Below are 26,714 nucleotides of genomic sequence, written 5' to 3'. Positions count from 1 at the left end.
AGCCTTACCCGAAATTGCCTGATGTTACCTGGTATTGCCCGTCATTGCCTGAAAGCGGGCCTTCGCGACAGACCGGCGAGGTGGGCCGAACACTCGCGTGTCATACACGGTTGTCATATCGTGCGTGCGCGAGCGAGCATCGCGTACGGCACACCCGAGCGTTTCGCAAGGAGCGTGCCCTGCTCCGCTGCTCCGCTGCTCCGGGCGAGTCTACGCGCGTTCGCCCGACGCTGCTCGCGCGCGGCGACATGCGCAAACCGCACCACGCATCAGAAACTGCCGAATAACGTCCCCAGCACGATCACGACGACGAGCGCGATCAACGCACCGGCGATGCTGACCACCACGAGGTCGCGATAGCTCTCGCGGTGCGTCGAGCCGCAAACGGCCAGCAGCGTGACGATGGCACCGTTGTGGGGCAGGCTGTCGAGCGTGCCCGCAGACATCACCGCTACGCGATGCATTAACGCGGGGTCGATATGATGCTGGGCTGCGAGTTGCATGTAAGTATCGCCGAGCGCGTCGAGAGCGATGGTCAGTCCACCGGACGCCGAGCCGGTCAATCCGGAGAGCAGGTTCGTCGCGACGGCGAGCGACACGAGGGGTCCGCCGCCGAGGCCGAGCACCCAGTCCCGCACCACCTCGAACGCGGGCAGCGCGGCGATCACCGCGCCATAGCCGACGAGGCTGCCGACGCTCAGCACCGGTAGCACGGAGGCATTCGCGCCGGCGTCGACGCTTTCGCGCAACGCAACGAGCCGCTGCCGGTTCAGCGCGACGAGCACGACGATGCCGATTGCAAGCGCCACCGATACGCCCCACACACCCGCCACGGACGACAGCGTCGTCTCGCCCCAACGCGGCTCGGCGAGATAAGCGGCATCGATGCGCGGAAACACCGCGACGTTCATCACGAAGTTCATGGCGACCACGACGACCAGCGGTGCGAGCGCGATGAACGGCGGCGGCAGCCCGGCGCGGGTTGGCGTTTCAGCGCTGCTGCCGATCTCGGCGGGATCGAAGGTTTGCGCGACGCTCGCCCGTTCGCGCACGAGCGCCGACTTGCCGCCCTGCTGGTCCGACGCGCCGCCGCCGGGAGGTTCGACGAAACCCTCGCCATTGCGTCGCGCCGCCGCGGCTACGCGCCCGAGCCACCAGAGTCCGAAGCCCGCCATCACCGCGCTCGCGATCACGCCGAGCCCCGGCGCGGCGAATGGCGTGGTGCCGAAAAACGGCATGGGAATCGCGTTCTGGAGCGCAGGCGTGCCGGGCAGCGCGGACATCGTGAACGTCGCGGTGCCGAGCATGATGGCGGCGGGCATCAGGCGTCGCGGCAGATTGGCCGACCGAAAGAGCGATTGCGCCATCGGCGCGAGCACAAAGAACGCGACGAAGAGGCTCACGCCGCCGTACGTGACGAGTGCGCCGCCCAGCACGACGGCCACGAGCGCATGACGCGAGCCGAGCTTGTCGATCATGAACTGCGCGACGGCATCGACTGAGCCACTGTCCTCCATCAGCTTGCCGAACAGCGAACCGAGCAGAAAGAGCGGAAAGAACTGCGCCAGGAAGCGGCCGGTGCTGCCCATGAAAGTCTGCGTCCAGTGCGCAAGCACCGGTTCGCCTGAGATGAGCGCCGCGAGCATCGCGCACAGCGGCGCGAGTAGCAGCACGCTCCAGCCGCGATACGCGAGCCAGATGAGCAGGCCGAGGCTCGCGAGCATGCCCCCAAGGCCAATCACGAGCGCGAGCGCGCTCATTGAAGCATTCCTTCGAGCAGCGCGCCAATATCGAACGACGACGCCACGCCGAGACTCGCGCCATGCTGCGCGAGAAACGCATCCGCGACGTGCCGGCCCTCATCGCGCAACATCGTGAGGAATGTCCATTCTGCGTTGAGCTTCGACGACGAACCCAGCGTGAGCAGCTTGTCGCTCTGGATACGGTGCATGCGCATCGTCGCCCAGTGACGGCCTTCGGGGCTGCCTCCATCGGCCATCTGGTGCAGCAGCGCGATCATGCGCAGCTCCTTGAGCAGCGGCGAATTAAACGCGATCTCGTTGACGCGGTTGATGATCTCGCGCGCCGAACGCGGCGTGCCCGGCCGGTCGACGGGATTCACCTGCACGAGGATCGTATCGAGCGCCGCGGTCTCGCGCACGAGCGGCGTGATGGTCGGGTTACCTGCGTAGCCACCGTCCCAATAGGCCTCGCCGTCGATCTCGACAGCCTGGAACATCGTCGGCAGACAGGCGGATGCGAGCAGCGCGTCGGGCGTGAGGTCGGCATTGCGGAACACGCGTGCCTGACCGTTGCGCACGCGCGTCGCCGTGATGAAGAGTTTGATTTGCGCATCGCGCACAGCAGCGAAGTCGATCGTGTCCGCGAGGATCGTGCGCAGCGGATTGATGCTGCCGGGATTCATGTCGTAAGGGGAAACGACGCGCGCCATCACGTCGAACGCGAGATAGACCGGCGAATGATCGAGCGTCCAGCGTCCGAGCATCGCGTCGAAGAGACCCCGCCTGAACGGGCTGAAGCGTGCGGCGCTGGCCACGCGGTGCCAGAAGCGTTCGAGCGCGACGCGTGCACCCTCGGCGCCTCCTTCGACGTACCCGCTCACCAGCACCGCCGCATTCATCGCACCCGCCGACGTGCCCGAAATCCCCTCGATCTGCAGCCACGGCTCTTCGAGAAGCCGGTCCAGCACACCCCACGTATAGGCGCCGTGCGAGCCGCCGCCTTGTAACGCGAGATCGACTTGCAGCGGTTCGGTACGGATCGTGCCGGACGTCGTATCTGATTCGGCGGGCATGGCGGCTCCGTGAAAGCTCGACCATGCACGAGGGTACAGGAAAAACCGGAACTGGTTCGCCGAGGTGCGACGCCATCGAATCGTCGTGCGCCGCCGCGTGCCATCGCGTTTGGTAGACTCGACGGCATTCAGTGTCGCCACGATTACGGCCCGCCCACCGTGCCCTCCACTCAAACGCTACCCCATTTGCTTGCGGAAATACGCGCCTGCCGCGTGTGCGCCGACGCGCTGCCGCTCGGTCCGCGCCCCGTGGTCCAGGCCGGTTCGCATGCGCGCCTTTTGATCGTCGGGCAGGCGCCGGGTGCGAAGGTCCACGCATCGGGTGTGCCCTGGGACGACGTGAGCGGCGAGCGCCTGCGCGCATGGCTCGGCATCGATCGCGAGACGTTCTACGACGCATCGAAAGTCGCCCTCGTGCCGATGGGTTTCTGCTACCCGGGCCGAGGCGCGAGCGGCGACAACCCGCCACGCCCCGAATGCGCACCGCGCTGGCACGCACGTCTGCTCGCACAGTTGCCCGACGTGCGGCTTACGCTACTGGTCGGACAATATGCGCAGCGCCATTTTCTCGGCGAGCGGCGCCGTGGCTCGCTCACCGAGACCGTCAAAGCCTGGCGCGACTACGCACCCGACTATCTGCCACTACCCCATCCATCGCCGCGCAATCTGCCGTGGCTCATGCGTCACGCGTGGTTCGAGCACGACGTGCTGCCTGCGCTTCGCGAACGCGTCGCGGTGGCGCTTGCGGCACCAGCGGCACCGGCAACGACTCGACAGCGTGCCGCGCGACGACACAAGGGAGACCCCGAGATGAGCAAGCCAACGATCGATATCCAGCGCGTCTACGAACCGCCGCCCACCGGCGATCACGCGTGCTTCCTCGTCGACCGGCTGTGGCCGCGCGGAATCCGCAAGGAAGCGCTCGCCCAGGTCGAATGGCTCAAGGACGCCGCGCCTAGCGCGGCATTGCGTCAGTGGTATCACAAGGATCTGTCGCAGTGGGACGAGTTCGGGCAGCGTTACGTCGCCGAACTCGACGCGAATCCAGCCACCTGGGCGCCGCTCGCGCAAGCATGCGAAAACGGCCCTGTTGCCCTGCTCTATGGTTCGCGCGACGCCGAGCATAATCACGCGATCGTGCTGCGCGACTATCTGATAAGAAAGCTGAAGCGCAAATAACGCCGCATCGCACGCCGCATGCCCGGTCGAACGGGCCGGGCATGTGGGAAGCAGAACAGATATATCCCGGCGACGAACACGAGGCCCGAGAACAGGAGCGTCGTCACGCAATCGCCCATGATGGCGCGCACGCCACGCGCGCGAAATACACGGTTACACGCGCGGGAGCGTCTGAACTGGGCTATCTGCTACCGTACCGTAGTGCCAAATCGCGCGATGATCATTGGTCGATCCCCTTGCAAGGAGGAGGTGCGATGCGCAAGCAACTCATGGGTGTCGTGTTCGCCGTGCTCGTCGGGGGCCTCGCGGCGCCGCCCCCGGCAGAGGCGCAGACCCAGGCGTTCACGACCATGACGGTGAACTTCTATGCCGGGCCGTCCGGCGACTACCCTATCGTCGCGCAGGTACCTGGCGGCGTGTCGGTTCTGGTGATGGGGTGTCTTGCGGGCTTCAGCTGGTGCGACGTGAGCCTGGGTAACCTGCGGGGCTGGGTCTGGGGCGACTTCCTGACCTCTCCTTGGCAGGGTAGATCGGTGCCGCTTGTGACCTACGGCGCCGCGATCGGCCTGCCTGTCGTGACGTTCTCGCTCGGCGCGTATTGGGGCAACTTCTATCGCGACCGGCCCTGGTTCAGCAACCAGGCGCGCTGGACGCGGCGTCCGCCGCCGCGTCCCGTTCGACCGCCGGTTGCTGGCAGGCCACCTCACAGGCCCGGCCCTGGCGCGCGACCTCCCAATCGCCCCGGCGGCGGTGGTCCAGGTGCCGGCGGAGGCCGGCCACCGGGTGGTGGTGGTCCTGGTGCAGGCGGAGGTCGGCCGCCGGGTGGTGGTAGTTCCGGTGCCGGTGGAGGTCGGCCGCCGGGTGGTGGTGGTGCCGGTGGAGGTCGGCCGGGTGGTGGTAATCGCCCCCCCGGTGCTGGTGGTGGTCGACCGGGTGGTGGCAATCGCCCACCCGGTGCTGGCGGTGGCTCAAGCGGTGGGGGTGGAGGAGGAGGTGGTGGTGGTGGCGGCGGAACCCGACCGCCCCGCGGTGGCGGTGGCGGCAGTTGATACATCCGGCGGTGCGTCACGGCGCGCCGCTTGCCGCGCGCCATAGAGGCACCTCACAACCGATAGCCGATGCCGCCTGGATTCACGTCGGTGTCTCGACCGCGGCGCATCACAGCGCGATTCGATGCGACGCGTGCAGGCCAGTGCCGCACGTACTCGCGCGAAGCTCACAACGACACAAGATCGGACAGCATGCCGTCAAACGTCGCCTTGGCGGCATGCAATTTCTAATGCGTTTATGTGCTGCCTTACAGCCTGACGAAACGACCGCGCTCGTTTCCCCGGAGTCGCACCGTCCGTATATCCGGAACCTCTACCCATTCACCATCAAAAAAATGCCGTTAAATGCGGCGGCGTTCCGGTGTTGCTGACCGCGTTCAGCGATGACCAACGCGCACAGAACGCTAATGGTCAGCGACACGACTAACGGTGCGATATGGCGAGGCAAGAGCGAATAGCGGCGCTGCAGATCAACGCGGAAATAGGGACAACGGGATTGAGTAGGGCTCTCGTGCTTTGACTCTTGAAACGGCAACGCTATAGAGTTGAACGGGGGTCGGACTGTAAAGCAAAAGGCGTCACTCTTTGTTACGCGCGTGTGACGTGCGTAGTGCCCGATGTCTGAGGCATTACACCCCTCCTTCGCTGCCCCGATGCAAGCAACCCTTACTCTACGTCCCCATCACGTCCAAGGCGTCTCAGCAATTCATGGCCGCGCGTCGTAAGCCGCAGTGACACATCGCTGCCGCGCTTGTCCATCTCTATGAGTTCATAGCGCTGCAATGCAAGAAAGTCGGAGTCAAGCGTCTGTAACGGCGTCTGCGCATCGCGGACCAGCATCAGCGCCGCCAGTTCGTGGTGACTGAGCATCGAATCTCTCCTGTCCAAAACGTCTGGTGCTACACAGCATAACGGGCGAATCGTACATTTTCGCTACAGTCGTGTTTCGCGATGTTACGAGCGCGCACCTCACCGGCCCCATCGTCCGTATTACTGCGTGAACTTGCGCAGGTTTCATGCCGTCATGATCGCTCCCACGTAACCGTCGTCCCACGGGATCTACCGCGAAACTCTGGCCCCATCAGAACACTTCGTATAAATATGGATTCCTTATTGATTTTAGGTGACGGCCTTCCATACGGCGGGCGCAGCGGTACCAGATCTATTCTTTGTTGCGCGTGGAGATCCGCAAGTGGTGACGCACATCGACCTACCGGCCTGCACCGTATGAACTTGAGTTCCCATCTTCCTTCCGCGGATAAATTTGTTCCCTTTTACGGTCGACATCCGAAGACAGCAAATTATGGCCGCTGCACTCTCATTGCATAGCCACATTGGAGGGCTACTTGATTGCGAACACGAACCGCAATTCCTTCGGATTCCTTCTAATTCGACAGTTGTCGGCTATGCATGAACAGCGAAGGCCTGGCGCATCTCCTGCGCACACTCGATTTCGCCGCCATGCAGGTACGTGACGGTCATCGCGAGTGTTCCGGTGCAAATATGAAACCCGTTCGGTCAGGCTCAGGGTTTTGACACGCGCAGTGCAAACCAGTCATTTTCGCCGGAGCCCAGCGCCGACACGTCCCACGGCTCACCGCTCACGGTTCGAAAATGTAGACACCAGGCGCATCTTCAAGCCCACCAGTCACCACGCGCGCCCTCACATCACCGCTCGACTGTTCGTGCAACCACGCCGAAAAGCACGGCCACCACGATCCTTCGGTGGTCGGCGTGCTATCGAAGAATGCGTCCGGCCCCCTATACGCCGTACCCGGCTCACGAATGGCGCAGCGGTAGTGCCGCCGCGGATGCCCGGGCTCCGATACGATGCCCGCGTTATGGCCACCCGACGTCAGCAGGAAAGTCAGCGGGTTGTGCGTATAGAGCAGCAGCTTGTAGACCGATCGCCACGGCGAAACGTGATCGCGCTCCGTGCCGACGACGAACATCGGCTGCTCGATACCCGAGAGCGCAACGGGTTCGCCGTCCACGCAATAGCGCCCCTCGGCGAGATCGTTATGGAGAAACAGGTCGTTCAGATACTCGATGTGCATGCGATACGGCATGCGCGTCGTGTCCGCATTCCACGACATCAGATCGTTCGCCGTCGAGCGGCGGCCGAGCAGGTACTCGCTCATCATTCTCGACCACACGAGATCTCGCGCATTGAGCAACTGGAACGTCGCGGCCATCTGCGAGCCATCGAGATAACCCTGACGCCACATGAGCGCGTCGAGCGCGGCCAGTTCGCTTGCGTCGATGAAAATGCCGAGTTCGCCCGGTTCGCTGAAATCGGTTTGTGCGGCGATCAGCGAGATCGAGCGCAGCGTGCCAGCGTTGCCGTCGCGCGCGAGGGCCGCAGCCGCGATCGCGAGCAGTGTGCCGCCGAGGCAATACCCCACAGCGTGCGCCGCTTCGCCGCCGCATCGGGCGCGGGCGACATCGAGCGCATCCTGCATGGCGCGCAGGTAATCGTTCAGGCCGAGATTGCGCGCCGATGCCTGCGGGTTATGCCAGGACAGCGCGAACACCGTAAAGCCCTGCTCCACCAGATAGCGGATCAGCGAGTTGTGCGGCTGGAGATCGAGAATGTAGTACTTCATGATCCACGACGGCACGACGAACACGGGTTCGCGCGCGACCGCAGGTGTCGCCGGATCGTACTGGAGCAGTTCGCACAGCGCGTTGCGCCACACGATCTTGCCCGGCGTCACGGCGACATCCTTGCCGGGTTGGTACGCGAGCCGGGCGTGCACAGGCGCCCCGCCCATGGACTTCGTCACGATGGCGTAGTCCTCCATCCAGTGCTTCCATCCCTGGACGAAGTTCGCACCGCCGCTCTTCAACGTCGCTTCGAGCACGACCGGATTGGTCGCAATGAAATTACCCGGCGAGCACGCGTCGATCCACTGGCGCGCCATGAAACGCACGATGTCGGCATGATGGCGCTCGACGCCCGCGACGCCGGTCGTCGCGTCCTGCCACCACGCCTGCATGCGCAGGAAAACGTCCCGATAAGCGCTGAACGGCCGTACGGACCACGACGGAGCTGCAAAGCGCGGATCGGCCGCGGGCGCGTCCGGTACATCTCCCGCCGACGTCGCCGCAGCAGGAACCGCGGCGCCCCAGGCACTGACCGCATCTTGCCAGGCACGCATGCCGAGGTCGAGACACTTGCCGGGCGAGATCGCGAGATGCATGCCCCAGTCGAGACACGCCAGCGTGGCCGAGACGGGAGAAAGCCCCCCCGTCAGCGCGGCGACACCCGCATGCGCAACGAGATCGAGCGGATCGCCGTGCAGGCCGACGGCGCTGGCCGGCTCGGACTGCGACACCATCGCGTGCGACTTCGCGGGCGCCGTCCCTTCTACGATGTCGATCCTGCCCGACGCCTGCAACGCGGCATCCCCGTGCCGTGCTTCTGGCCTCGCGCGTCTGGTCGTTGGACGCTTCGTCGCCGGCTTCATTGCATATGCATCCCACCGTTGATGGCGATATCGGCGCCGGTGATGAACGCGGCTTCGTCGGAGCACAGGAACGCCACGAGCGCCGCGATCTCGTCGGGACGACCGAGCCGGCCCACCGGAATCTGCGGCAGGATGCGCGTGTCCATGACGTCCTTCGGCACCGCCTCGACCATCTGCGTCGCGAGATAACCCGGCGACACCGTGTTCACCGTCACGCCCTTCTTTGCCACTTCGAGCGCAAGCGCTTTCGTGAAACCATGCAGCCCCGCCTTCGCGGCGGAGTAATTCGTCTGTCCGAACGCGCCACGCGAACCGTTCACCGAGCCGATGTTCACGACCCGTCCGAACCCGCGCTCGATCATGCCGGGCACGAACGGCTTCGTCACGTTGAAGACCGCGTCGAGGTCGGTGCGCAGCACGGCGTCCCAGTCGACTTTCGTCATCTTTACGAACGAGCGGTCACAGGTGATGCCCGCATTGTTCACGAGCACATCCACCTGACCGAGTTCGCCAAGCACGCGCTCGGCGGTGCGGTGGCACGCGTCGTAGTCGGCGACGTCCATTTCGTAAGATTCAAAGTAACGGCCCGCCGCGCGCTCCGCGTCGAGCCAGCCAGCCGCCCGCTTGCTCCCGATCGAGCGCGACACCACCACCGTCATGCCGGCGTCGTAAAGCCGCCGGCTGATCGCCTCACCGAGGCCGCCCATGCCACCTGTCACGAACGCGATTCGCTTAGCGGTCATGCTGGCCTCCTTGCGCGTGCGCTGAATGTTTGCCCGCGCCGCTCGCCGCCCCGGCCGTGCCGTTCGGGCTCGCCCCGCTTACCGCGCGCTCGAAGGCCGCCATCCATTCGCGCATCGGCAGCGCCGATGCCGTCGCCGCTCCCGGCTGCAACCCCGGCAGCGAGTCCTGCCAGTTCTGCGCGATGTCGCGTGCCGTATCGGTCCACGCGCCCGCGCCCTGCATCGCGGCGGCCACGCCTTCCTGCCAGATCGCCGCACTCTCGCTGAGGTAGTCGCGCAGCACCGACTGGCTTGCCACCGCGAGATCACTCCAGTCTTGCGCGTGGCTCAACGTCTCAAGCGCGCCTTCGAGCGCGGCCCGATCGCGTTCGAGACGATGCTGCTCCAGCTTCAGAAGCTGTTCGCGCCACTGTTGACTGTGCTTCATCATCTGGAGCGCATTGCTGGCGTTGACGCGGCATGCGTCGAACGATGGATTGGATGCGGTGACCATGTTCAGTGCCCTCACGTGGTTGCTGTGTCTGGACTGCGCTGGATACGGCGCCAGTCCGGCAGTGAAACGTGAACGCAGATGGGCTGCGGGGCCGCATCAGGTACGCCAGAGGGCGGGCCGCGAGCGGCGCGACGTGAAGCGCGATCTGCGTGATGCAAGGTGGATCACAGCGGCTTGCACATCGCGGATGGAATTGCGTATCGACGATGGTTCGGAGTGCAGCAGGTTCGAAGACGCCTGATCACGTCACCATCATAGGCAGGAAGATCGACCGGCGCGCCGCGAATGTGCGAGCGCCGGCTGATCCAGATCATTTATTGAGATATGAGAGCGGCGCGAGTTGCTTTTCTGCACTGCTCGCGCGCTAATTTTGCGACGGGCTTTCCGAAAGTGGCCGCACGCGCACGAAGCGCTTCACGAAGTGCCATGCGCACTCACGCGCCGTTTGGCTCCTCGCTGCGCACGAGCATGACCGGGCGGTCCGCCGTGCGCAGGAACGACTCCGCCACGCTTCCGAGCAGCAGGCGCTTCACCCCCGAGAGCCCCCGCGTGCCCATCACGACGAGATCGGCATCGTCTTCGGCCGCGATGCGATAGATCACTGCGGCGATTTCCTCGCCGCTCGACTCGGCCGCGCGTATGCTGCCCGTGACGCCCTCGCGCGCGAACACCGCTTTCGCTTCCTGCAGCGCCGCGGTGGCCACGTCGCTCGCCGGAGATTCGCGCGTCTGTTCCTCGGCAAAACCCGAGCTGACGTCGACGAGCCGCGCGGGATGTTGCACAACGTACAGCGCCTGTACGCGGCCACCTGTTGCTTTCGCGATCTTTACAGCTTCGTCGAGTGCGCGCCGGCCACTTTGGCTGCCATCGATCGCCACCAGAATCTGCTTGTACATTCTCACCTCCTGGGCGTCGCCCATGATGCGTCGCGCAAGCGCCCGGGCGTGAACGCACCGCCTCGGGCCGCGCGCGACGGCCTGCCGGCCGTTGCGTGATGCGCGGACTGAACTCGCCGTCCGCGCCGTTAGAACCACTTCATTGTATTGGGGTATGGATGCGCCAGGGCGTCAGTGCGATGCATTGCCACGGTGCACCGCGAACGCAGCCATCAGCGCACACGTTCAACGCATCGTCAACACGGCCGCTCCCGTGAGCCGCCCTTCGCGCAAATCGGTCAGCGCCTCGTTAGCGCGCGCGAGCGGATAAGCAGTCGTATCGATTTCCAGCTTGTGACGCGCGGCGATCTCCATAAACGCGGCGCCGTCCTCGCGCGTGAGATTCGCCACGGACATAATGCGCCGCTCCTCCCACAGCCAGGCATAGGGAAACGCAGGGATGTCGCTCATGTGGATGCCGCCGCAGACGACCGTCCCACCCTTCGTCACGGCCCGCAGCGCCAAAGGCACGAGCGCGCCGACCGGTGCGAAGAGAAGCGCGGCGTCGAGCGCCTCCGGTGGCGGCTCGTCGCTGCCGCCGGTCCATACCGCGCCGAGGCGCCGTGCAAACTGCTGTGCGGGGACATCGCCGGGACGGGTGAACGCGTAGACCGTGCGTCCCTGATGCCGCGCGACCTGCGCGACGATATGCGCCGCCGCGCCGAAACCGTAGATGCCGATGCGCTCGGCATCGCCCGCCATCGCAAGGGTGCGATATCCGATCAGGCCCGCGCACAGAAGCGGAGCCGCTTCGACATCGCTGTACTGGCGCGGCAGGTGCAAGCAGTATCGGGCGTCGGCGAGCGTGCGTTCCGCATAGCCACCGTCGATCGTGTAGCCGGTGAAACCGGGCGTGTCGCAAAGATTTTCGCGCCCGCGCAGGCAGAACCGGCAATGGCCGCAAGTGTGGCCCAGCCACGGTACGCCCACGCGGTCGCCGGGTTCGAAGCCGGTCACGCCGCGCCCGATCGCGGCAACCGTTCCGACGATTTCGTGGCCCGGAATCACAGGCGTTTTCGGATGCTTCAGGTCGCCGTCGACGACATGCAGATCGGTGCGGCACACGCCGCAAGCCCGCACGTCGATCAGCAGTTCACCCTCGCCCGGCACGGGGTCGGGCAGTTCGACCTCGCGCAGCAGCGGGCTCGCGCCATCGAACAGCATCGCTCGCATTACCTGCCTCCTCGTGATGGTGCGCCACGCGTGCCGCCGCGCCCGCACGAAGCATGTTACGCGGTCGGCGCCTGCATCGCGACCTTTGCGCCCCGTGCGGCATGGTGGCGCACGGGGCGCGAAGCTCATCGCGCATCCAGAAGCGCATGAGCGGGATTTGCACAGGGTGCCGCGACCTTCGCGAAAGAACTGCTCAAGCACTGCCGCCTTTGCTGCAGGCGCACATCCTCTGTCAATCGTGGCACCATTGCGTGACACCAAGAATATCCAACCCGCAGACGCCTGGTCACCGTGAGGCACGCGCACGACTCCCGCCTCGGCCGGTCCACCGTCTGCCGCGCAACTGGAGCACCGCATGAGCCAAGCCAGTCCCGCCCCTCGCCCGCCCGTCTCCGAAAATCTGCTGCGCCGCATGGATGCCTGGTGGCGCGCGGCCAATTACCTGTCAGTCGGCCAGATCTATCTGCTCGCGAATCCACTCTTGCGCGAGCCGCTGCAGCTCGCGCACGTGAAGCCGCGCCTGCTCGGACACTGGGGCACCACCCCGGGGCTGAACTTCCTCTATACGCACTTGAACCGCATCATCAACGAGCGCGATCTCGAGCTGCTCTTTCTCGCCGGCCCGGGTCACGGCGGCCCGGCGGTCGTGGCGAACACCTGGCTCGAGGGCACCTACAGCGAAACCTGGCCCAACGTGCCGCAGGACGAGGAAGGGATGGCGGCCCTCTTCAAGCAGTTCAGCTTTCCCGGCGGCATACCGAGTCACGTCGCGCCGCAAACGCCGGGCTCGATCCACGAAGGCGGCGAACTGGGTTACGCGCTCTCGCACGCGTATGGCGCTGCGTTCGACAATCCCGATCTGATCGTGGCGTGTGTGATCGGCGACGGTGAAGCCGAAACCGGACCTCTGGCCACCGCGTGGCATTCGAACAAGTTCCTGAATCCGGTGACGGATGGGGCCGTGCTGCCGATCCTGCATCTGAACGGCTACAAGATCGCCGGGCCGACCGTGCTTGCGCGCATCGGCGACGACGAACTGGCCTCGCTGATGCGCGGCTACGGCTACGAGCCAGTGTTTGTCGAAGGCGACGATCCGGCCGTCATGCACGCGCTGATGGCCTCCGCATTCGATCAGGTTTTCGACGACATCCGGCGCATCCAGCGCGCCGCCCGCGAGGAAGGCGAAACGGCGCGCCCGCGCTGGCCGATGATCGTGCTGCGCACGCCGAAAGGCTGGACTGGACCGAAGACCGTCGACGGCCTCAAGACCGAGGGATCGTGGCGTTCGCACCAGGTGCCTTTCGGCAACATGGACAATCCCGAGCACCTGGCGCTGCTCGAAAGCTGGATGCGCAGCTACCGCCCCGAAGAACTGTTCGACGCCCATGGCCGGCTCCTGCCCGAGATCGCGGCGCTGTCGCCGCATGGCGAGCGACGCATGAGCGCGAACCCGCACTCGAACGGCGGCGGCCGTGTGCGCGAATTGCGCGTGCCGCCGTTCGAGCGCCACGCCGTCGACGTCCCCGCGCCGGGCCTCGTCAACGCCGAGGCGACGCGCGTAATGGGCGCGTTCCTGCGCGAGGTGATGCGCGTGAATCTGCCGTCGCGCAATTTCCGCATCTTCGGCCCCGACGAAACGGCATCGAACCGCTGGTCCGATGTGTTCGAGCTGACGTCGCGCACGTGGCTCGCGCAGATGCTTCCCGAAGACGTCCAGCTCGCGCGCGACGGCCGCGTGATGGAAATCCTCAGCGAGCACACCTGCCAGGGCTGGCTCGAAGGCTATCTGCTGACGGGCCGTCACGGCTTCATGTCGTGCTACGAGGCGTTCATCCACATCATCGATTCGATGTTCAACCAGCATGCGAAATGGTTGAAAGTGATCCGCGAGATTCCGTGGCGAAGGCCGCTGCCGTCGCTGAACTATCTGCTCACGTCACACGTGTGGCGCCAGGACCATAACGGCTTCAGCCACCAGGACCCGGGCTTCATCGATTACGCGGTGAACAAGAAGGCCGACACCGTGCGCGTCTACCTGCCGCCCGACGCCAACACGCTGCTCGTCGTGACCGACCACGTTATGCGCACGTGGAACCGCATCAACATCATCGTCGCGGGCAAGCAGCCTCAGGCACAGTGGCTCGACATGGAAGCGGCCATCCGCCATTGCGCGCACGGCATCGGCATCTGGCGCTGGGCGAGCAACGACGAAGGCGGCGAGCCCGACGTCGTGATGGCCTGCGCCGGCGACGTGCCGACGCTCGAGACGATCGCCGCCGTCGACCTGCTGCGCACGTGGCTGCCCGACCTGAAGGTACGCGTGGTGAACGTGGTGGACCTGATGACGCTCGAACCCGCCGACCGCCACCCGCACGGTCTCTCCGACGCCGACTTCAACTCGCTCTTCACGACGAACCGCCCGGTCATCTTCGCGCATCACAGCTATCCGACGCTGATCCACAAACTCACGTACAAGCGCGCGAACCACGCGAACATCCACGTGCACGGCTTCATCGAGGAAGGCACGACGACCACGCCGTTCGACATGACCGTGCTGAACCGGCTCGACCGCTACCACCTGTGCGAGGCGGTGATCGATCACGTCGAGGGGCTCTCGCAGCGCGCGGCCCACGTGCGGCAGACGCTGCACGACAAACTCGCGGAGCACCGCCGCTACGTCGACACCTACGGCGACGACATGCCCGAGATCCGCAACTGGCGCTGGTCTGGGGGGCGCGGTGACGCCCAGCCCGAACACGGCTAACGGATAAGGCAATGCGCGGGGAAATGCAGGGGAGCGGCGGCGGCGCTTAGCGCCGGCGTCCGAACACGCGCGCGAACGCCGTCACGAAGGTGTCGATCCGGTCGTGCGCGAGACAGTTGATCCCCGCCGCGCCCACGCGGCCGTTGCCGCCCGGGAATCCACGGCATAGCTCGTCCGCGCCACGCGGGCTCGCGAGCGGTGCCCGCACGCTCACGGCATAGCTGCCGTCCGGGTTCGTGGTCAGCACGGCGTGCGCGCGCGTGGGCTCCTCGTTCGCCAGCACGTTGCCGAACAGGCCGCGCACACGACGTGTCCATGGTTCGTCGGGCAGCACGAAAACGCTGCCATATTGCAGTGCGATCAGCGGGGTAATCGTCTTCGCGAGCCTGAGATCGTCCTCGCGGCATTCAGCCAGACGCTGGACGATGGGCTCTGCCGCGATGAAGTCGAACGGATCGGCGTAGGGCTTGAGCCGCTCATAGAGCGCGTGCGGCGCGATCATGAGATCGGCGATGTCGTCGCCGTAGGCGTTGTAGTTGATCGACTCGCCCAGTGCGCGCAACTGATCCTCCTGCGCCTGGGTGAGTCCGGCCTGCGTCGCGAGCGAGTGCGCCGTCGCGCCGAGGTTGTCGCCCCACGCTGCCGTGATCGCCCACGTGCGGTAACGGCCGCCCAGATGCCGGTCGACCAGTACGCTCGTGCAGACCTCCGCAGTTGTATCGATATGCGCAACCAGGTTCGTGGTCTGCGGCAGATCACCCGCGTAGTGATGGTCGAAATACTCGATCTGGATGTCCTTTTTGAGCAGCCTCGTGAGCGCGTCGCGATTGGAGTCGAACGAGATGTCGAGCACTGTCAGAGAATCGCCTTGACTCGCGGGAACGCGCGCGATGAGTTCGGTATCCCGCTTGACGCCCGTGATCAGCGTGGCCTCACGCGGCCTTGCCAGCCGCAGTTGATGCAGCGCGCAGAGGCCGTCCGCGTCGCCGTTGAATACGTCGAAATGCGCCATGTTCTGTCAGTTTGAGTTCAACGAAACAACACAGTATCGCGCACCATAGGCCATTCGGACAAAGTACCAATGTCCGCGCACGGCATTTCGGTCAATCTGCGGCCCGCTGCCGTACATCCGTACGAGTGTCGGGCAAGGTCGCACATCTTTTGCGCGGCGCCATGCCAAACTCACGCGCTCGCGCCGGTCTCCCATGCTGCCGTGTATGCTCGGACATCACATCCTCTTCCGTATCGGTTTATGTCCGACACGCCCCTTCCCACAGTCTCATGTCACGAAGGCAAGCGCCTGCGCGCGGCCCGGCGCCATAGCCGCACGATCGATGCCGCGCTGCGGCGGGCCGCCACCTATCCGCATCCGGCGGGCCGCGTCGTGCGCATCGAAACGCATATATCGGTGGTCTATCTGGCCGGACGCCATGCATACAAGATCATGAAGCCGGTCAATTTCGGTTTCGTCGACTTCACCTCGCTCGATGCGCGCCGCCGTTGCTGCGAAGCCGAGATCCGGCTCAACCGGCCGTTCGCAGGCCCCATCTATCTCGACGTGAACCCGATTTCAATCGATTCAGGACGATGCCGCTTCGGTCGGAGAAAAGGCGGTGCACGCGTGATCGACTACGCAGTACGCATGCGGCGCTTCGGACAGCGCCAGCTTTTTTCGAGCCTTGTCGCGCATGGCGAACTTGACGACGCCGACATCGACGCTGCCGCGCAGAAGCTTGCCGCGAGCCACATCCATGCGCAGCGGCTCGTTATTGAAGGTACAAGGCTTGGGACGGCGGCGTTGCTGCGCGACCAGGTGCTGGCGGCGCTTGCGCCTCTCGAACACGATCCGCGCACGGCTGCGGCTGTGCAAGCCGCGGGACTGCGGCGTTACTGCGAAAGCGAACTCGAGCGCCTGACCGCCCATCTCGACGCACGCCGCGCACAAGGCTTCGTGCGTGCGTGTCACGGCGACCTTCACCTCGACAACCTCCTGCGCCACGCAAGCACAACGCTGATGTTCGACTGCATCGAATTCAGCGACGAGCTGCGCTGGATCGACGTCACCGCCGACCTCGCGTTCCTGCTAATGGACTTGCGCGCGCACGGACACGTCCGCCACGCTAACCGGTTGCTGGCGCGCTACCTGGAGGTGACCGGCGACTTCGACGGACTGGCCGCGCTACCGCTGTATGTGGTGTACCGGGCGCTCGTTCGGGCGATGGTGGCGCTGCTCAAGGCGGGGCCGCCGCGCTCGCCGACTGCGGCACCGCAGGACGGAGCCTGGACGCCGTATCTCCAACTGGCCGCGAAAACACCACGCAACCGCACGCCTTCGCTGCTGCTGTGCCACGGCTTGTCGGGGTCGGGAAAGTCGGTGGCCAGTCGGGCACTGGCCGAGCAAACCGGCGCGATACGCATCGCGAGCGATACCGAACGCAAGCGCACGCGACCGTTCGCCCCGCCCGACCTGGAGGCGTTACCGGCCAGCGCCTACACGCCCGAAGCCATCGCGGCCCATTACGACCGGATCGCCGCGCTGACCGCCGGTGTGCTCGGTGCGGGCTATACCGCGCTCGTGGATGCGACGTTCCTGAAGTCCGCGTATCGCGCGCGCTTCATTGCGCTCGGTGAACGGCTGGGTGTGCCGGTCCTGATCCTCCACTTTTACGCCGACGCTGCGCGGCTCGTCGAACGCGTGAATGCGCGTGCTCGCGGACCACGCGACGCGTCGGACGCGGGCGAAGCAGTGCTTACCATGCAGATGGCGAGCGCCGACCCGCTCGATCCCGCGGAGCAACGCATTTCGGTCGATCTGGACACAGACGTGCCGGTCGCGACGTTTGCCTCCGCGGCCTGGTGGACGCCGCTTTTCGACCGGATCGGAAGTTTGTACGAAAAAGAGTCAGCAGACGGATGATCTGCTGACCTCAGTTCGTCAATTTTCAGCTTCGTGCTGCGCGACGGACCAGCCAAGTCCGGGGGAGGTGCGAAAACGCGGCTTGAAACCGGGCGCCCGGCGACACACTTGCATACGCGCGCCCATCGCGGAGCACAGATCAAGCCCTTCATCGCCGTAGAGGGTTTCCATGGCTTGCTGCACGAGCCCGGCTTCGAACCAGACCTTGAAGCGCCGGTGGCAGGTGCGGAAATCGGGATAGCACTCAGGTAAGGCGGCCCAGACCGACGCGGTCCACAGCACCCAGTGAATGGCCTCGAACACCGACCGGGCACTGTGCGCCGGCCGGCCACGGCCACGCCGCGTGGCTTCAGGATGGCCGCCGTGAAACAAAGGCGCAATGCTTTCCCATTGTGTTTCAGTCAGTTCCGGGCAGGTACGAGAGGACGTCAGAATTTCCATAAGTGTTTCACCGACAGCAATCGTCCTACGTTACCGCCTTACCACGCCAGAAAACATCAGACAACACTGAAAACGATCTGGCCCCGATCATCTAACCCTTTCCGGGGCGGCGACCTCATGACCGCTCGGACGTCACGCTCGGCGAAATCGCGATCGAACGCAGGCCGCTCGCGGCAACGGGCGGCGGCAACGCGTTCGTCCAGCTGTGTAATTGGCGGCAAGCGAGCGGCGCGGAGCCCACTAAACGCCGCGTCGCCGATAGCCGGTCGCGGCGCGCTTGACGCGCACGTTCCGGATCCGGATCGCTGCCTGGCCGCCACTGCGTCCCGGCAAGCGTCGAAGACGAATCCCTCGCGGAAAAACGACCTGGGCGCCACGCGCCAACGAATCAGAACTGCTTGCGCATCTCGGCGGCGGGCAGCTTCATCATCTGTCGATACTTCGTCACCGTGCGCCGGGCCACTTGCACGCCCTGCTTCTCCAGCTCGTGCGTCAGCACGACATCCGAAAGCGGGTCGCGTGGGTCTTCCGCGTCGATCATCTCCTTGATGAGCACGCGCACCGCCGCTGCCGAGCAGGTGCCGCCCGTGCGCGTCTCCAGTTCGCGCGGAAAAAAGCGCTTGAATTCGAAGATGCCGCGCGGCGTCGCCATGTATTTGTTGCCCGTTGCGCGCGAAACCGTCGATTCGTGCAAGCCCAGTTCGTCGGCGACGTCGCGCAGCAGCATCGGCCGCAGCGCGATCTCGCCATACTGAAAGAACGCCTTCTGCCGCGCGACGATACATTCGCCCACGCGCAAGATCGTCTCGCAGCGCTTGTGCGCATTGCGGATCAGCCAGCGCGCCTCCTGCAACTGCTGCGCGAGCGGCGAACGGCTCGTCTGCTCCGAGCGCGCGAACATCTCCGCGTAGAGCTTGTGGATGCGGGCGCGCGGCTCGATCGCCGGATTGACGCTGACGACCCAGCGGTCGCGCACCTGACGCACGATCACGTCGGGCACGACATAGCCGCCGTCCGCGCGGCCGTACTGATTCCCCGGCTTGGGATCGAGGTGCCGCACGAGCGCGCAGGCGGCCTGAAGGGCGTGCGCGTCGCAGCCGAGCTGTCGCTGCAACTCACCGCTCTCGCGACGCGCGAGCCGTTCGAGATGATCCGTGACGATCCGGTGCGCGAGGTCGCGCTCGGGAGTGTGGTCGGGCATGGCGTCGAGTTGCAGCGCAAGACATTCGGAGAGCGAGCGGGCGCCGATCCCCGGCCGATCGAGCGTCTGCACCACGCGCAGCGCCACGCGCAGGCGGTCTTCGTCGAGCGTGTAGCCGACGCCATCGACGTGAGCGAGATCGGCCAGATCCTGGCGCAGGTAGCCGTCGTCATCGAGCGCCTCGATCACGAGTTGTGCCGCCATGCGGTCGCGGTCGTCTAGCGGAAGAAGGCGCAGCGCGTCGTGCAGTTGCTCGCGCAACGAGACCGGCACGCGGACCCACTCGGAGGCCTCGGAGTCGCCGTCGTCGGCGTCGCGATGGGCAGACGGGCGCAGCAATCCAGACACGGACATTTCCGCAGTCCAGGAAGGCGAGTCCGGCTGCATCGCGCCGTCGTCCATTGCGCTATCCATGCCACCGCCCGTCGTCTCGACCGTGCCTTCGGGTGCCACCGCCGCAGCGGCTTCAGCGCCCGGCACCCCGCCTTGCGCGCCTTCCGTCGCGTCTCCTGTTTCCGAGGCGGGTGGGACGTATTCGAGGAACGGATTGGTGTCGAGTGCTTCGCGAAGCTCCTGCTGGAACTCGAGCGACGATAGCTGCAACAGCCGCACTGCCTGCTGCAGGCGCGGCGTCAACGCAATTTGCTGGCGCGCGTGTAACGCGATAGAAGGCATGGCGATTCCGTTCGTGTAGGTCGTAACGAATGGATTTACGCAACACTCATGCCAGTTTTCACAAGCCTCTGTTTTGAAACAGGATCGGGACTTGCGACGTAATCGCTTCGATGCCCCTGCGCGACACCCGGCCGGACGTTTTTACAATCGACGGGAAAGATTGTCGCCCGGTTCTGCCGTCGCCTTCAGGGGCAGTCGTGTCCTGGCCCGATCACTCGCCAATGCTCGAATCGCGTTCCTGGCTCCGCTGCCCGTTCTGGCGCGCCGGCTGTTTTGCGCAATGCGGCACAGTGCTTGCGAATTCCTGTGCTGGCGGAACCAGAAAGGGAGAACCGACGATGAAGCACAGACTGACGTTCAAGACCGCTGCAGGTATCGGCTGCATGAGTTTCGCGCTGGCCGCGGGCGCACAGACCCACACGGCGGGAACCGTTACGCCCTCGGGCGGCTCCGAGACGCTCGGCCAGCACGTCGACGACGCAAGCATCACGGTCAGGGTAAAGGCCGATCTGCTTGCGGCGGACACCGTGAAGTCCGAACACATTCACGTGAAGACGCGTGAAGGTGTCGTCTTGTTGACAGGCACGGTGCCGACCGCCCAGGATCGGGACAGTGCGACCCAGGTTGTCCAGAACGTCTCTGGCGTGACCTCGGTGACGAACCATCTGAAGGTCGCGTCCGAATGATTGCCGCGTGAAGCGACGTGACGCGATGCACGCGCAGCGCGTCTCGACGCCCGCCACAACCCGTCAGCCGCGCTCCGACTGACTGATCTGCTCGCGCCGCCGGTCACCCTGGCGCTCTAGCATCCATCCCGGATATTCGGCGGGCAGTTGGCTAACCTCGTCGAGGATGGCGAGTTCTTCCGCTGAGAGCGGGACCTTCGTCGCGGCCACGTTGTCGTCGAGCTGATCGACACGTTTCGCTCCGACGATCACCGACGTCACCACGGGCTGATGCAACAGCCACGCCAGTGCGATCTGCGCGACCGAGACGCCTTTGTTGTCTGCAATCGAGCGCATCGCATCCACACAGTCCCACGCGCGCTCGCGATTCACCGGCGGGAAGTCGAACGTCGTGCGGCGGCTACCCGCCTCGCCTTCCGTGCCGCGACCGTACTTGCCGCTCAGCAGCCCGCCCGCGAGCGGACTCCACACCATCAGCCCGAGCCCTTCGCTTCTGAGCATCGGCACGAGTTCGCGCTCGAGATCGCGGCCCGCGATCGTGTAGTACGCCTGCAGAGACTGAAAGCGTGCAAGCCCGTGCTGGTGAGCCACGCCAAGCGCCTTCACGATCTGCCACGCCGCCCAGTTCGAGACACCCACATAGCGCACATGGCCCTGTTGCACGAGCGCGTCGAGGGCGCGCACGGTTTCCTCGATCGGCGTCGCCGGGTCAAAACCATGGATCTGGTAAAGGTCGATGTGGTCGAGTTGCAGACGTTTGAGACTCGCCTTCACGCCATTCATGATGTGGTAGCGCGTCGCGCCGGTCTCGTTGGGCGAGTCGCCCATCTGCCCGAATACCTTTGTCGCGATGACGACCTGCTCGCGCGGGATCTTCAGGTTCCTGAGCGCCTGCCCGGTGATTTGCTCGGACACGCCCTGCGAATAGACATCGGCGGTATCGATGAAATTGATGCCGGCGTCGATGGCGCGTCCTATAAGGCGCTCGGCATCGGCCTGCTGAACGTCGCCGATCTGGGACCAGATACCGGCCCCGCCACCGAACGTCATCGTGCCAAGGCAAAGTTCCGAAACGAACAGGCCGGTGTGGCCCAAGGTGTTGTATCGCATGTCTAGACTCCGTCCTAAGTAGGTGCAGGGAAAAGCCGACGCGTCCAGAATACCGCTCGCGACGCGGGGCTGCAGAAAACGAGCCCGGCACGCAAACGCACACGTAGGCCCCCTCGGGCGGGAGCCTGACGAGGCTCGGCGCCTGGCAACCGTACTCAAAAGCTGCGAGACTTCAAACTTGCGCGCCGCCGACTAGCGCGCGGCACATGACCGACTTCGCGTGCATGACTTCGCTCCCTTCAGCCACCGCCGACGATCCTCTCGCGCGTTTTCATCCTGCCGTCGCGGGCTGGTTCAGGCGCAGCTTCGACGCGCCCACCGCGGCCCAGCGCGCCGCGTGGCCACTGATCGCGAGCCGCCTCGCGACGCTTGTCGCCGCGCCGACCGGTTCCGGCAAAACGCTCACGGCGTTTCTCGCCGCGCTCGACGAACTCGTGCGCGAAGGCCTCGCGAACGGCGGTGTGCTGCCGGACGCGACCCTGGTCGTCTACGTGTCGCCGCTCAAGGCACTCTCGAACGACATCCGGCTCAACCTTGAGCGCCCGCTCGAAGGCATCGCCGACGAACTCGCGCGACTTGTGCTACCGGGCGTCGAAATCCGCACTGCCGTGCGTACCGGCGACACTCCGCAGCCCGAACGCGCAGCGCTGCGCAAGCGCGCGCCGCACATTCTCGTGACGACGCCCGAATCGCTTTACGTGCTGCTCGGCTCGGAGTCGGGACGCCGCATGCTCGCGAGCGCGCGCAGCGTGATCGTCGACGAAATTCATGCGCTGGCAGGCAACAAACGCGGATGCCATCTCGCGCTGAGCCTCGAGCGGCTCGACGCGTTGTGCGGACGGCGGCTTCTGCGCATCGGCTTGTCGGCGACGCAAAAGCCCATCGATACAGTGGCGCGCTTCCTCGTCGGCATGGGCGAGAACGGCGATGCACCGCCCGCCTGCGAGATCGTCGATACAGGCCACGCACGCGCACGTGATCTGGCGATCGAGGTGCCGCCCGTGCCGCTCGAGGCGATCATGGCCAACGACGTGTGGGAGCGCGTCTACGACCGCATGGCCGATCTGGTAGCGCAGCACCGCACGACGCTTGTGTTCGTCAACACGCGCCGCATGGCGGAGCGCATCGCACGGCATCTCACCGACCGGCTCGGCGCCGACGCGGTCGCAGCGCATCACGGCAGCCTCGCGCGCGAACACCGCTTCGACGCCGAACAGCGCCTCAAACGCGGCGAACTGCGCGTGCTGGTCGCCACGGCTTCGCTGGAGCTGGGCATCGATATCGGCGATGTCGATCTCGTTTGCCAGATCGGCTCACCTCGCTCGATCGCAGGATTTCTGCAACGCGTCGGGCGCTCGGGACACCAGGTCGGCGGCGTGCCGAAGGGCCGGCTCTTCCCGACATCGCGTGACGATCTGATCGAATGTGCCGCGCTGCTCGACTGCGTGCGGCGCGGCGAACTCGACCGGCTTACCGTGCCCGAGGCACCGCTCGACGTGCTCGCGCAACAGATCGTCGCCGAAGTGGCCTGCGAAGCGTGGGACGAGGATGCGCTGTTCGCCCTCGTGCGACGTGCGACGCCCTGGGCGCGGCTCGAACGCGCGCAGTTCGACGCGGTGCTGCGCATGCTCGCCGAGGGTTACACGAGCCGCCACGGACCGCGCGCGGCTTACCTGCATCGAGACGCCGTTAACCGCGTGCTGCGCGGACGGCGCGGCGCGCGGCTCGTCGCGCTCACGTCCGGCGGCACGATCCCCGACAACGCCGACTACACGGTGTTGCTCGAACCGCAAGGTGTCCAGATCGGTACGGTCAACGAGGACTTCGCCGTCGAAAGCCTGGCGGGCGATGTTTTTCAGCTCGGCAATGCGTCGTACCGGATCCTGCGTATCGAGGCGGGGCGCATGCGAGTCGAGGACGCGCAAGGCCAGCCGCCGAATATTCCGTTCTGGCTCGGCGAAGCGCCGGGGCGCAGCGATGAGTTGTCCTTCGCGATCGCGCGGTTGCGCTCGCAGGTCGAAAACGAAATGCCTGGCGAGGGTCGGAATGACCCGGTTTCGTTGGTGGACGAATCCGCGGCCAGCGCCATGAAGCGGCCGAAAGGCGTGCGCGAGGCGGACTTGGCTGTTAGTTGCGTTTCTGAACGCGGACAAAGCGGTGATGCCCAACCCGCCTCCGACGCTATCAAACGCGTCAGCCAGTGGCTGATCGACGCGATCGGACTCGAAGATGCCGCTGCGCGTCAGATCGCCGACTATCTCGTTCGCGCACACACCGCCCTCACCGCCTTGCCGACCCACGACACGCTGGTCATGGAGCGCTTCTTCGACGAATCGGGTGGCACGCAGCTCGTCATCCATTCGCCCTACGGCAGCCGGATCAACCGCGCCTGGGGGCTCGCGCTGCGCAAGCGCTTCTGCCGTCAGTTCAACTTCGAATTGCAGGCCGCTGCCACCGAAGACGCGATCATCCTCTCGCTCACCGGCGCGCACAGCTTCGCGCTCGACGAGGTCTGGCGCTACCTGCACTCGAATTCAGCCGAGCATCTGCTCGTGCAGGCGCTCCTCGACGCCCCGCTTTTCGGCGTGCGCTGGCGCTGGAATGCCACTACGGCGCTCGCGCTGCCGCGCATGACGGGCGGCCGCAAGACGCCGCCGCAGATCCAGCGCATGCGCAGCGAGGACCTGCTCGCGGCAGTGTTTCCCGATCAGGTGGCGTGCTTCGAGAACCTCGCGGGCGAACGCGATATTCCACGGCATCCGCTAGTCGATCAAACGCTCGACGACTGCCTGCACGATGCGATGGACACCGAGGGCTGGCTCGCACTATTGCGTCGCATCGAGGCGGGCGACGTGCGGCTCGTGACGCGCGAACTGAACTCGCCCTCGCCGCTCGCCGCCGAAATCCTCACGGCGCGCCCTTACGCGTTCCTCGACGATGCGCCGATCGAAGAACGCCGCACCCAGGCGGTGCTGAACCGTCGCTGGAGCGACCCGGAATCGGCGGACGACCTGGGCGCGCTCGACACCGACGCAATCGCAAGCGTGCGCGAAGAGGCCTGGCCGCAGGTGCGCGACGCCGACGAGATGCACGATGCGCTCACGACACTCGGCTGCATCGCCGAACGCGAAGCGCAACATGAACCGCAGTGGCTCGACTGGCTGCGCGCGCTGGCGAATGCGGGACGCGCGACCCGGCTCACGATCGCGCAGGAAGATGCGCTCTGGGTGTGCGCCGAACGTCTGAACTGCGTACGCGCAATCTATCCTCAGGCGCGCTGCGAGCCGGCGATCGAGCCCCCGCCCGACTACGACGAATCGTGGACCGAAGAGGCTGCACTTGTCGAAGTGGTGCGCGCACGCCTTTCAGGCTTCGGGCCACTGACACTCGCGCACATCGCACGGCCGCTCGCGCTGGAAGCGAGCGTCGTCGCGCTCGCGCTCACAACGCTCGAGGCGCAGGGCTCGGTGATGCGCGGCCGCTTCACGCCTCACACACGCGACGAAGAGTGGTGCGAGCGCCATCTGCTTGCACGCATTCATCGCTATACCGTGCGCAAGCTGCGGCGCGAGATCGAGCCCGTCGAGCGCCACGATTTCATGCGCTTCCTGTTCGAATGGCAACGCACGGCCGCCGGGTTACGCGGATCGGGCCGCGACGCGCTCGATGCAGTGATCGGCCAGATGGAGGGGTGGGAAGCGTCGGCGCTCGCGTGGGAGGATGAGATTCTGCCGGCACGTATCGACGATTTCACGCCGATGATGCTCGACGAACTGTGCCGTTCGGGGCGGCTCGCGTGGGGGCGACTTCCCGCACGCGAAGCGGCGGGTTCGACGGTGCGCAGCACACCCGTCGTGCTGCTGCCCCGACGCGAACTCGCACGCTGGACTGCGCTGCTCGATGCACCGGACGCGGCGGACCTTGCACCGCGCGCGCGGCGGGTCTATGACGCGTTGCTGCGGCACGGCGCAATGTTCTTCGACGAGTTGGCCGCCGATGCGCATCTGCTCGGGGTGGAACTGGAAAACGCGCTGGGCGAACTGGTTGCCGCGGGACTCGTGAACGCAGACAGTTTCGCGGGACTGCGCGCGCTCGTAAAACCGGCGGCGAAGCGCCACGTCCGGCATGGACACCGACGGCCGCGCGGCTTCGCGCCACTCGTCGGCGGAATGGCCGACGCGGGGCGCTGGGCTGTGCTCAGACGGATCGACTTGCCCGTAGCAGAAGCGGTTGGCGCACACGGAGCAGCAGACGCGGCTGCAGCGCCGCATGGGCCGCCCGTCGAAGAAGCCGGGCCCGTCGCAAAACGCGGCATGGCAAGAAACACAAACACGTCGGTGCAAATGCGCGCCAGCATGGCGTTGCGCCGCCCGAGCACCGACCCGGAACTGCTGGAGCATGTTGCGAACGTGCTGCTGCGGCGCTATGGCGTGGTCTGCTGGCAACTGCTGATCCGCGAGGCGGCCTGGCTGCCTCCGTGGCGTGACGTGCTGCGCGTTCTGCATCGCATGGAGGCGCGCGGACACGTGCGCGGCGGGCGTTTCGTCACCGGGCTCTCGGGCGAGCAGTTCGCGTTGCCCGAAGCCGTCGCGCTACTTCGTGACGTGCGCCGGCGCGGCGCAGACGACGGCACGCTGGTCTGCGTTTCGGCGGCCGATCCGCTCAATCTCGTCGGCACGCTGCTGCCCGGCGAGAAAGTACCCACTTTGGCGGGCAATCGCGTTGTGTTCCGCGACGGCTTACCCGCCGCGACGCTGATCACGGGACAAACCCGTTTCCTCGGCGTATTCGACGAAGTCACGCGTGCAGCGTTACAGGCGCGGCTCACCCGGCCCTACGTCACCGGCCATCACACGGACGCGCCCGTTACAGGGTAACGATACAGACGCTGAATGCGTCGCCGCGATGCATCGCGGGTCATCTGCTCAAACGTCGCACCGATCGCAAATCGTGACGCGGCGGGCGCGTTGACGTACCGCACGATGGCGTCACGCAGCCGCCGGCTCACGAATGAGCGGCACGCGCAGTGGCGTCAGCCCATCCCGGCACCGACCGCCCAGGAC

18 protein-coding genes and 1 pseudogene are annotated in these 26,714 nt (G+C 65.7%); 7 read left to right on the top strand and 12 right to left on the bottom strand.

Features of this window, described 5'->3' with window-relative positions; translation table 11 throughout:
• Positions 1 to 269: 269 nt before the first annotated feature.
• Positions 270 to 1,760 (bottom strand): GntP family permease, encoded by a 1,491-nt coding sequence (locus D1Y85_RS21855; RefSeq protein ID WP_124153159.1) that lies wholly within the window; start codon positions 1,758 to 1,760, stop codon positions 270 to 272.
• Positions 1,757 to 2,815, bottom strand: a complete 1,059-nt coding sequence (locus tag D1Y85_RS21850) for a patatin-like phospholipase family protein (RefSeq protein WP_124153158.1) — start codon at positions 2,813 to 2,815, stop codon at positions 1,757 to 1,759. The genes D1Y85_RS21855 and D1Y85_RS21850 overlap by 4 nt, the downstream gene beginning before the upstream one ends.
• Before the next feature lie 159 nt (positions 2,816 to 2,974).
• On the opposite strand from D1Y85_RS21850, the pseudogene D1Y85_RS27720 reads away from it, so the two are divergent.
• From D1Y85_RS27720 to D1Y85_RS27335, 3 genes and pseudogenes are all read left to right on the top strand, one after another.
• Positions 2,975 to 3,562 (top strand): annotated as a pseudogene (locus D1Y85_RS27720) (uracil-DNA glycosylase family protein); the annotation flags it as partial.
• Between the two features lie 63 nt (positions 3,563 to 3,625).
• Positions 3,626 to 3,994 (top strand): DUF488 domain-containing protein, encoded by a 369-nt coding sequence (locus D1Y85_RS27715; protein ID WP_246025011.1) that lies wholly within the window; start codon positions 3,626 to 3,628, stop codon positions 3,992 to 3,994.
• A gap of 687 nt (positions 3,995 to 4,681) precedes the next feature.
• Positions 4,682 to 5,089 carry a hypothetical protein gene (locus D1Y85_RS27335; protein WP_221410329.1) on the top strand — a complete coding sequence of 136 codons (408 nt, stop codon included), beginning with the start codon at positions 4,682 to 4,684 and terminating at the stop codon, positions 5,087 to 5,089.
• A 620-nt stretch (positions 5,090 to 5,709) separates the two neighbouring features.
• Here D1Y85_RS27335 and D1Y85_RS21835 read toward each other — a convergent pair.
• The 6 genes from D1Y85_RS21835 to D1Y85_RS21810 form a co-directional block, all read right to left on the bottom strand.
• Positions 5,710 to 5,913 carry a hypothetical protein gene (locus D1Y85_RS21835; protein WP_124153156.1) on the bottom strand — a complete coding sequence of 68 codons (204 nt, stop codon included), beginning with the start codon at positions 5,911 to 5,913 and terminating at the stop codon, positions 5,710 to 5,712.
• A 731-nt stretch (positions 5,914 to 6,644) separates the two neighbouring features.
• A complete protein-coding gene (locus D1Y85_RS21830; RefSeq protein ID WP_124153155.1) occupies positions 6,645 to 8,513 on the bottom strand; it encodes a PHA/PHB synthase family protein in 1,869 nt (622 codons plus the stop codon).
• Positions 8,510 to 9,256 (bottom strand): acetoacetyl-CoA reductase, encoded by a 747-nt coding sequence (phbB, locus tag D1Y85_RS21825; protein ID WP_124153154.1) that lies wholly within the window; start codon positions 9,254 to 9,256, stop codon positions 8,510 to 8,512. Before phbB ends, D1Y85_RS21830 begins: the two co-directional genes overlap by 4 nt.
• Complete coding sequence (locus tag D1Y85_RS21820) at positions 9,246 to 9,749, bottom strand: hypothetical protein (RefSeq protein ID WP_124153153.1); 504 nt, start codon at positions 9,747 to 9,749, stop codon at positions 9,246 to 9,248. Before D1Y85_RS21820 ends, phbB begins: the two co-directional genes overlap by 11 nt.
• Before the next feature lie 434 nt (positions 9,750 to 10,183).
• Complete coding sequence (locus D1Y85_RS21815) at positions 10,184 to 10,645, bottom strand: universal stress protein (protein ID WP_124153152.1); 462 nt, start codon at positions 10,643 to 10,645, stop codon at positions 10,184 to 10,186.
• Positions 10,646 to 10,870: 225 nt separating this feature from the next.
• A complete protein-coding gene (locus tag D1Y85_RS21810) occupies positions 10,871 to 11,857 on the bottom strand; it encodes a zinc-dependent alcohol dehydrogenase family protein (protein WP_124153151.1) in 987 nt (328 codons plus the stop codon).
• Positions 11,858 to 12,212: 355 nt separating this feature from the next.
• On the opposite strand from D1Y85_RS21810, the gene D1Y85_RS21805 reads away from it, so the two are divergent.
• The gene (locus D1Y85_RS21805) at positions 12,213 to 14,621 is read left to right on the top strand and encodes a phosphoketolase family protein (protein WP_124153150.1); all 2,409 of its coding nucleotides are present in this window, start codon (positions 12,213 to 12,215) and stop codon (positions 14,619 to 14,621) included.
• A gap of 46 nt (positions 14,622 to 14,667) precedes the next feature.
• On the opposite strand, the gene D1Y85_RS21800 is transcribed toward D1Y85_RS21805, so the two are convergent.
• Positions 14,668 to 15,633, bottom strand: a complete 966-nt coding sequence (locus D1Y85_RS21800) for an acetyltransferase (RefSeq protein WP_124153149.1) — start codon at positions 15,631 to 15,633, stop codon at positions 14,668 to 14,670.
• 240 nt (positions 15,634 to 15,873) lie between these two features.
• On the opposite strand from D1Y85_RS21800, the gene D1Y85_RS21795 reads away from it, so the two are divergent.
• Positions 15,874 to 17,538 (top strand): bifunctional aminoglycoside phosphotransferase/ATP-binding protein, encoded by a 1,665-nt coding sequence (locus D1Y85_RS21795; RefSeq protein ID WP_246025007.1) that lies wholly within the window; start codon positions 15,874 to 15,876, stop codon positions 17,536 to 17,538.
• A gap of 18 nt (positions 17,539 to 17,556) precedes the next feature.
• Here the strand turns inward: D1Y85_RS21795 and D1Y85_RS21790 are convergent, their stop codons facing one another.
• Both D1Y85_RS21790 and D1Y85_RS21785 read right to left on the bottom strand, forming a co-directional pair.
• Positions 17,557 to 17,979, bottom strand: coding sequence for a transposase (locus D1Y85_RS21790; RefSeq protein ID WP_124153147.1), 423 nt, complete (start codon positions 17,977 to 17,979; stop codon positions 17,557 to 17,559).
• A 388-nt stretch (positions 17,980 to 18,367) separates the two neighbouring features.
• On the bottom strand, positions 18,368 to 19,855 hold the full coding sequence (locus tag D1Y85_RS21785) for an RNA polymerase factor sigma-54 (RefSeq protein WP_124153146.1): 1,488 nt from the start codon (positions 19,853 to 19,855) through the stop codon (positions 18,368 to 18,370).
• Between the two features lie 338 nt (positions 19,856 to 20,193).
• On the opposite strand from D1Y85_RS21785, the gene D1Y85_RS21780 reads away from it, so the two are divergent.
• A complete protein-coding gene (locus tag D1Y85_RS21780; protein WP_124153145.1) occupies positions 20,194 to 20,541 on the top strand; it encodes a BON domain-containing protein in 348 nt (115 codons plus the stop codon).
• A gap of 63 nt (positions 20,542 to 20,604) precedes the next feature.
• On the opposite strand, the gene D1Y85_RS21775 is transcribed toward D1Y85_RS21780, so the two are convergent.
• Positions 20,605 to 21,651, bottom strand: coding sequence for an aldo/keto reductase (locus tag D1Y85_RS21775; protein ID WP_124153144.1), 1,047 nt, complete (start codon positions 21,649 to 21,651; stop codon positions 20,605 to 20,607).
• Between the two features lie 206 nt (positions 21,652 to 21,857).
• Here D1Y85_RS21775 and D1Y85_RS21770 point away from each other — a divergent pair, with 206 nt between their 5' ends.
• Entirely contained in the window at positions 21,858 to 26,528 is a 4,671-nt protein-coding gene (locus D1Y85_RS21770; RefSeq protein ID WP_124153143.1) for a DEAD/DEAH box helicase, read from the top strand.
• The last annotated feature ends 186 nt before the right edge of the window (positions 26,529 to 26,714 follow it).

Origin of the sequence: Paraburkholderia dinghuensis (assembly GCF_003837865.1) — a bacterium.
Lineage (GTDB): Bacteria > Pseudomonadota > Gammaproteobacteria > Burkholderiales > Burkholderiaceae > Paraburkholderia > Paraburkholderia dinghuensis.
The sequence above is the reverse complement of the archived record's forward strand: the minus strand, read 5'-3'. Positions and strand labels throughout refer to the sequence as shown.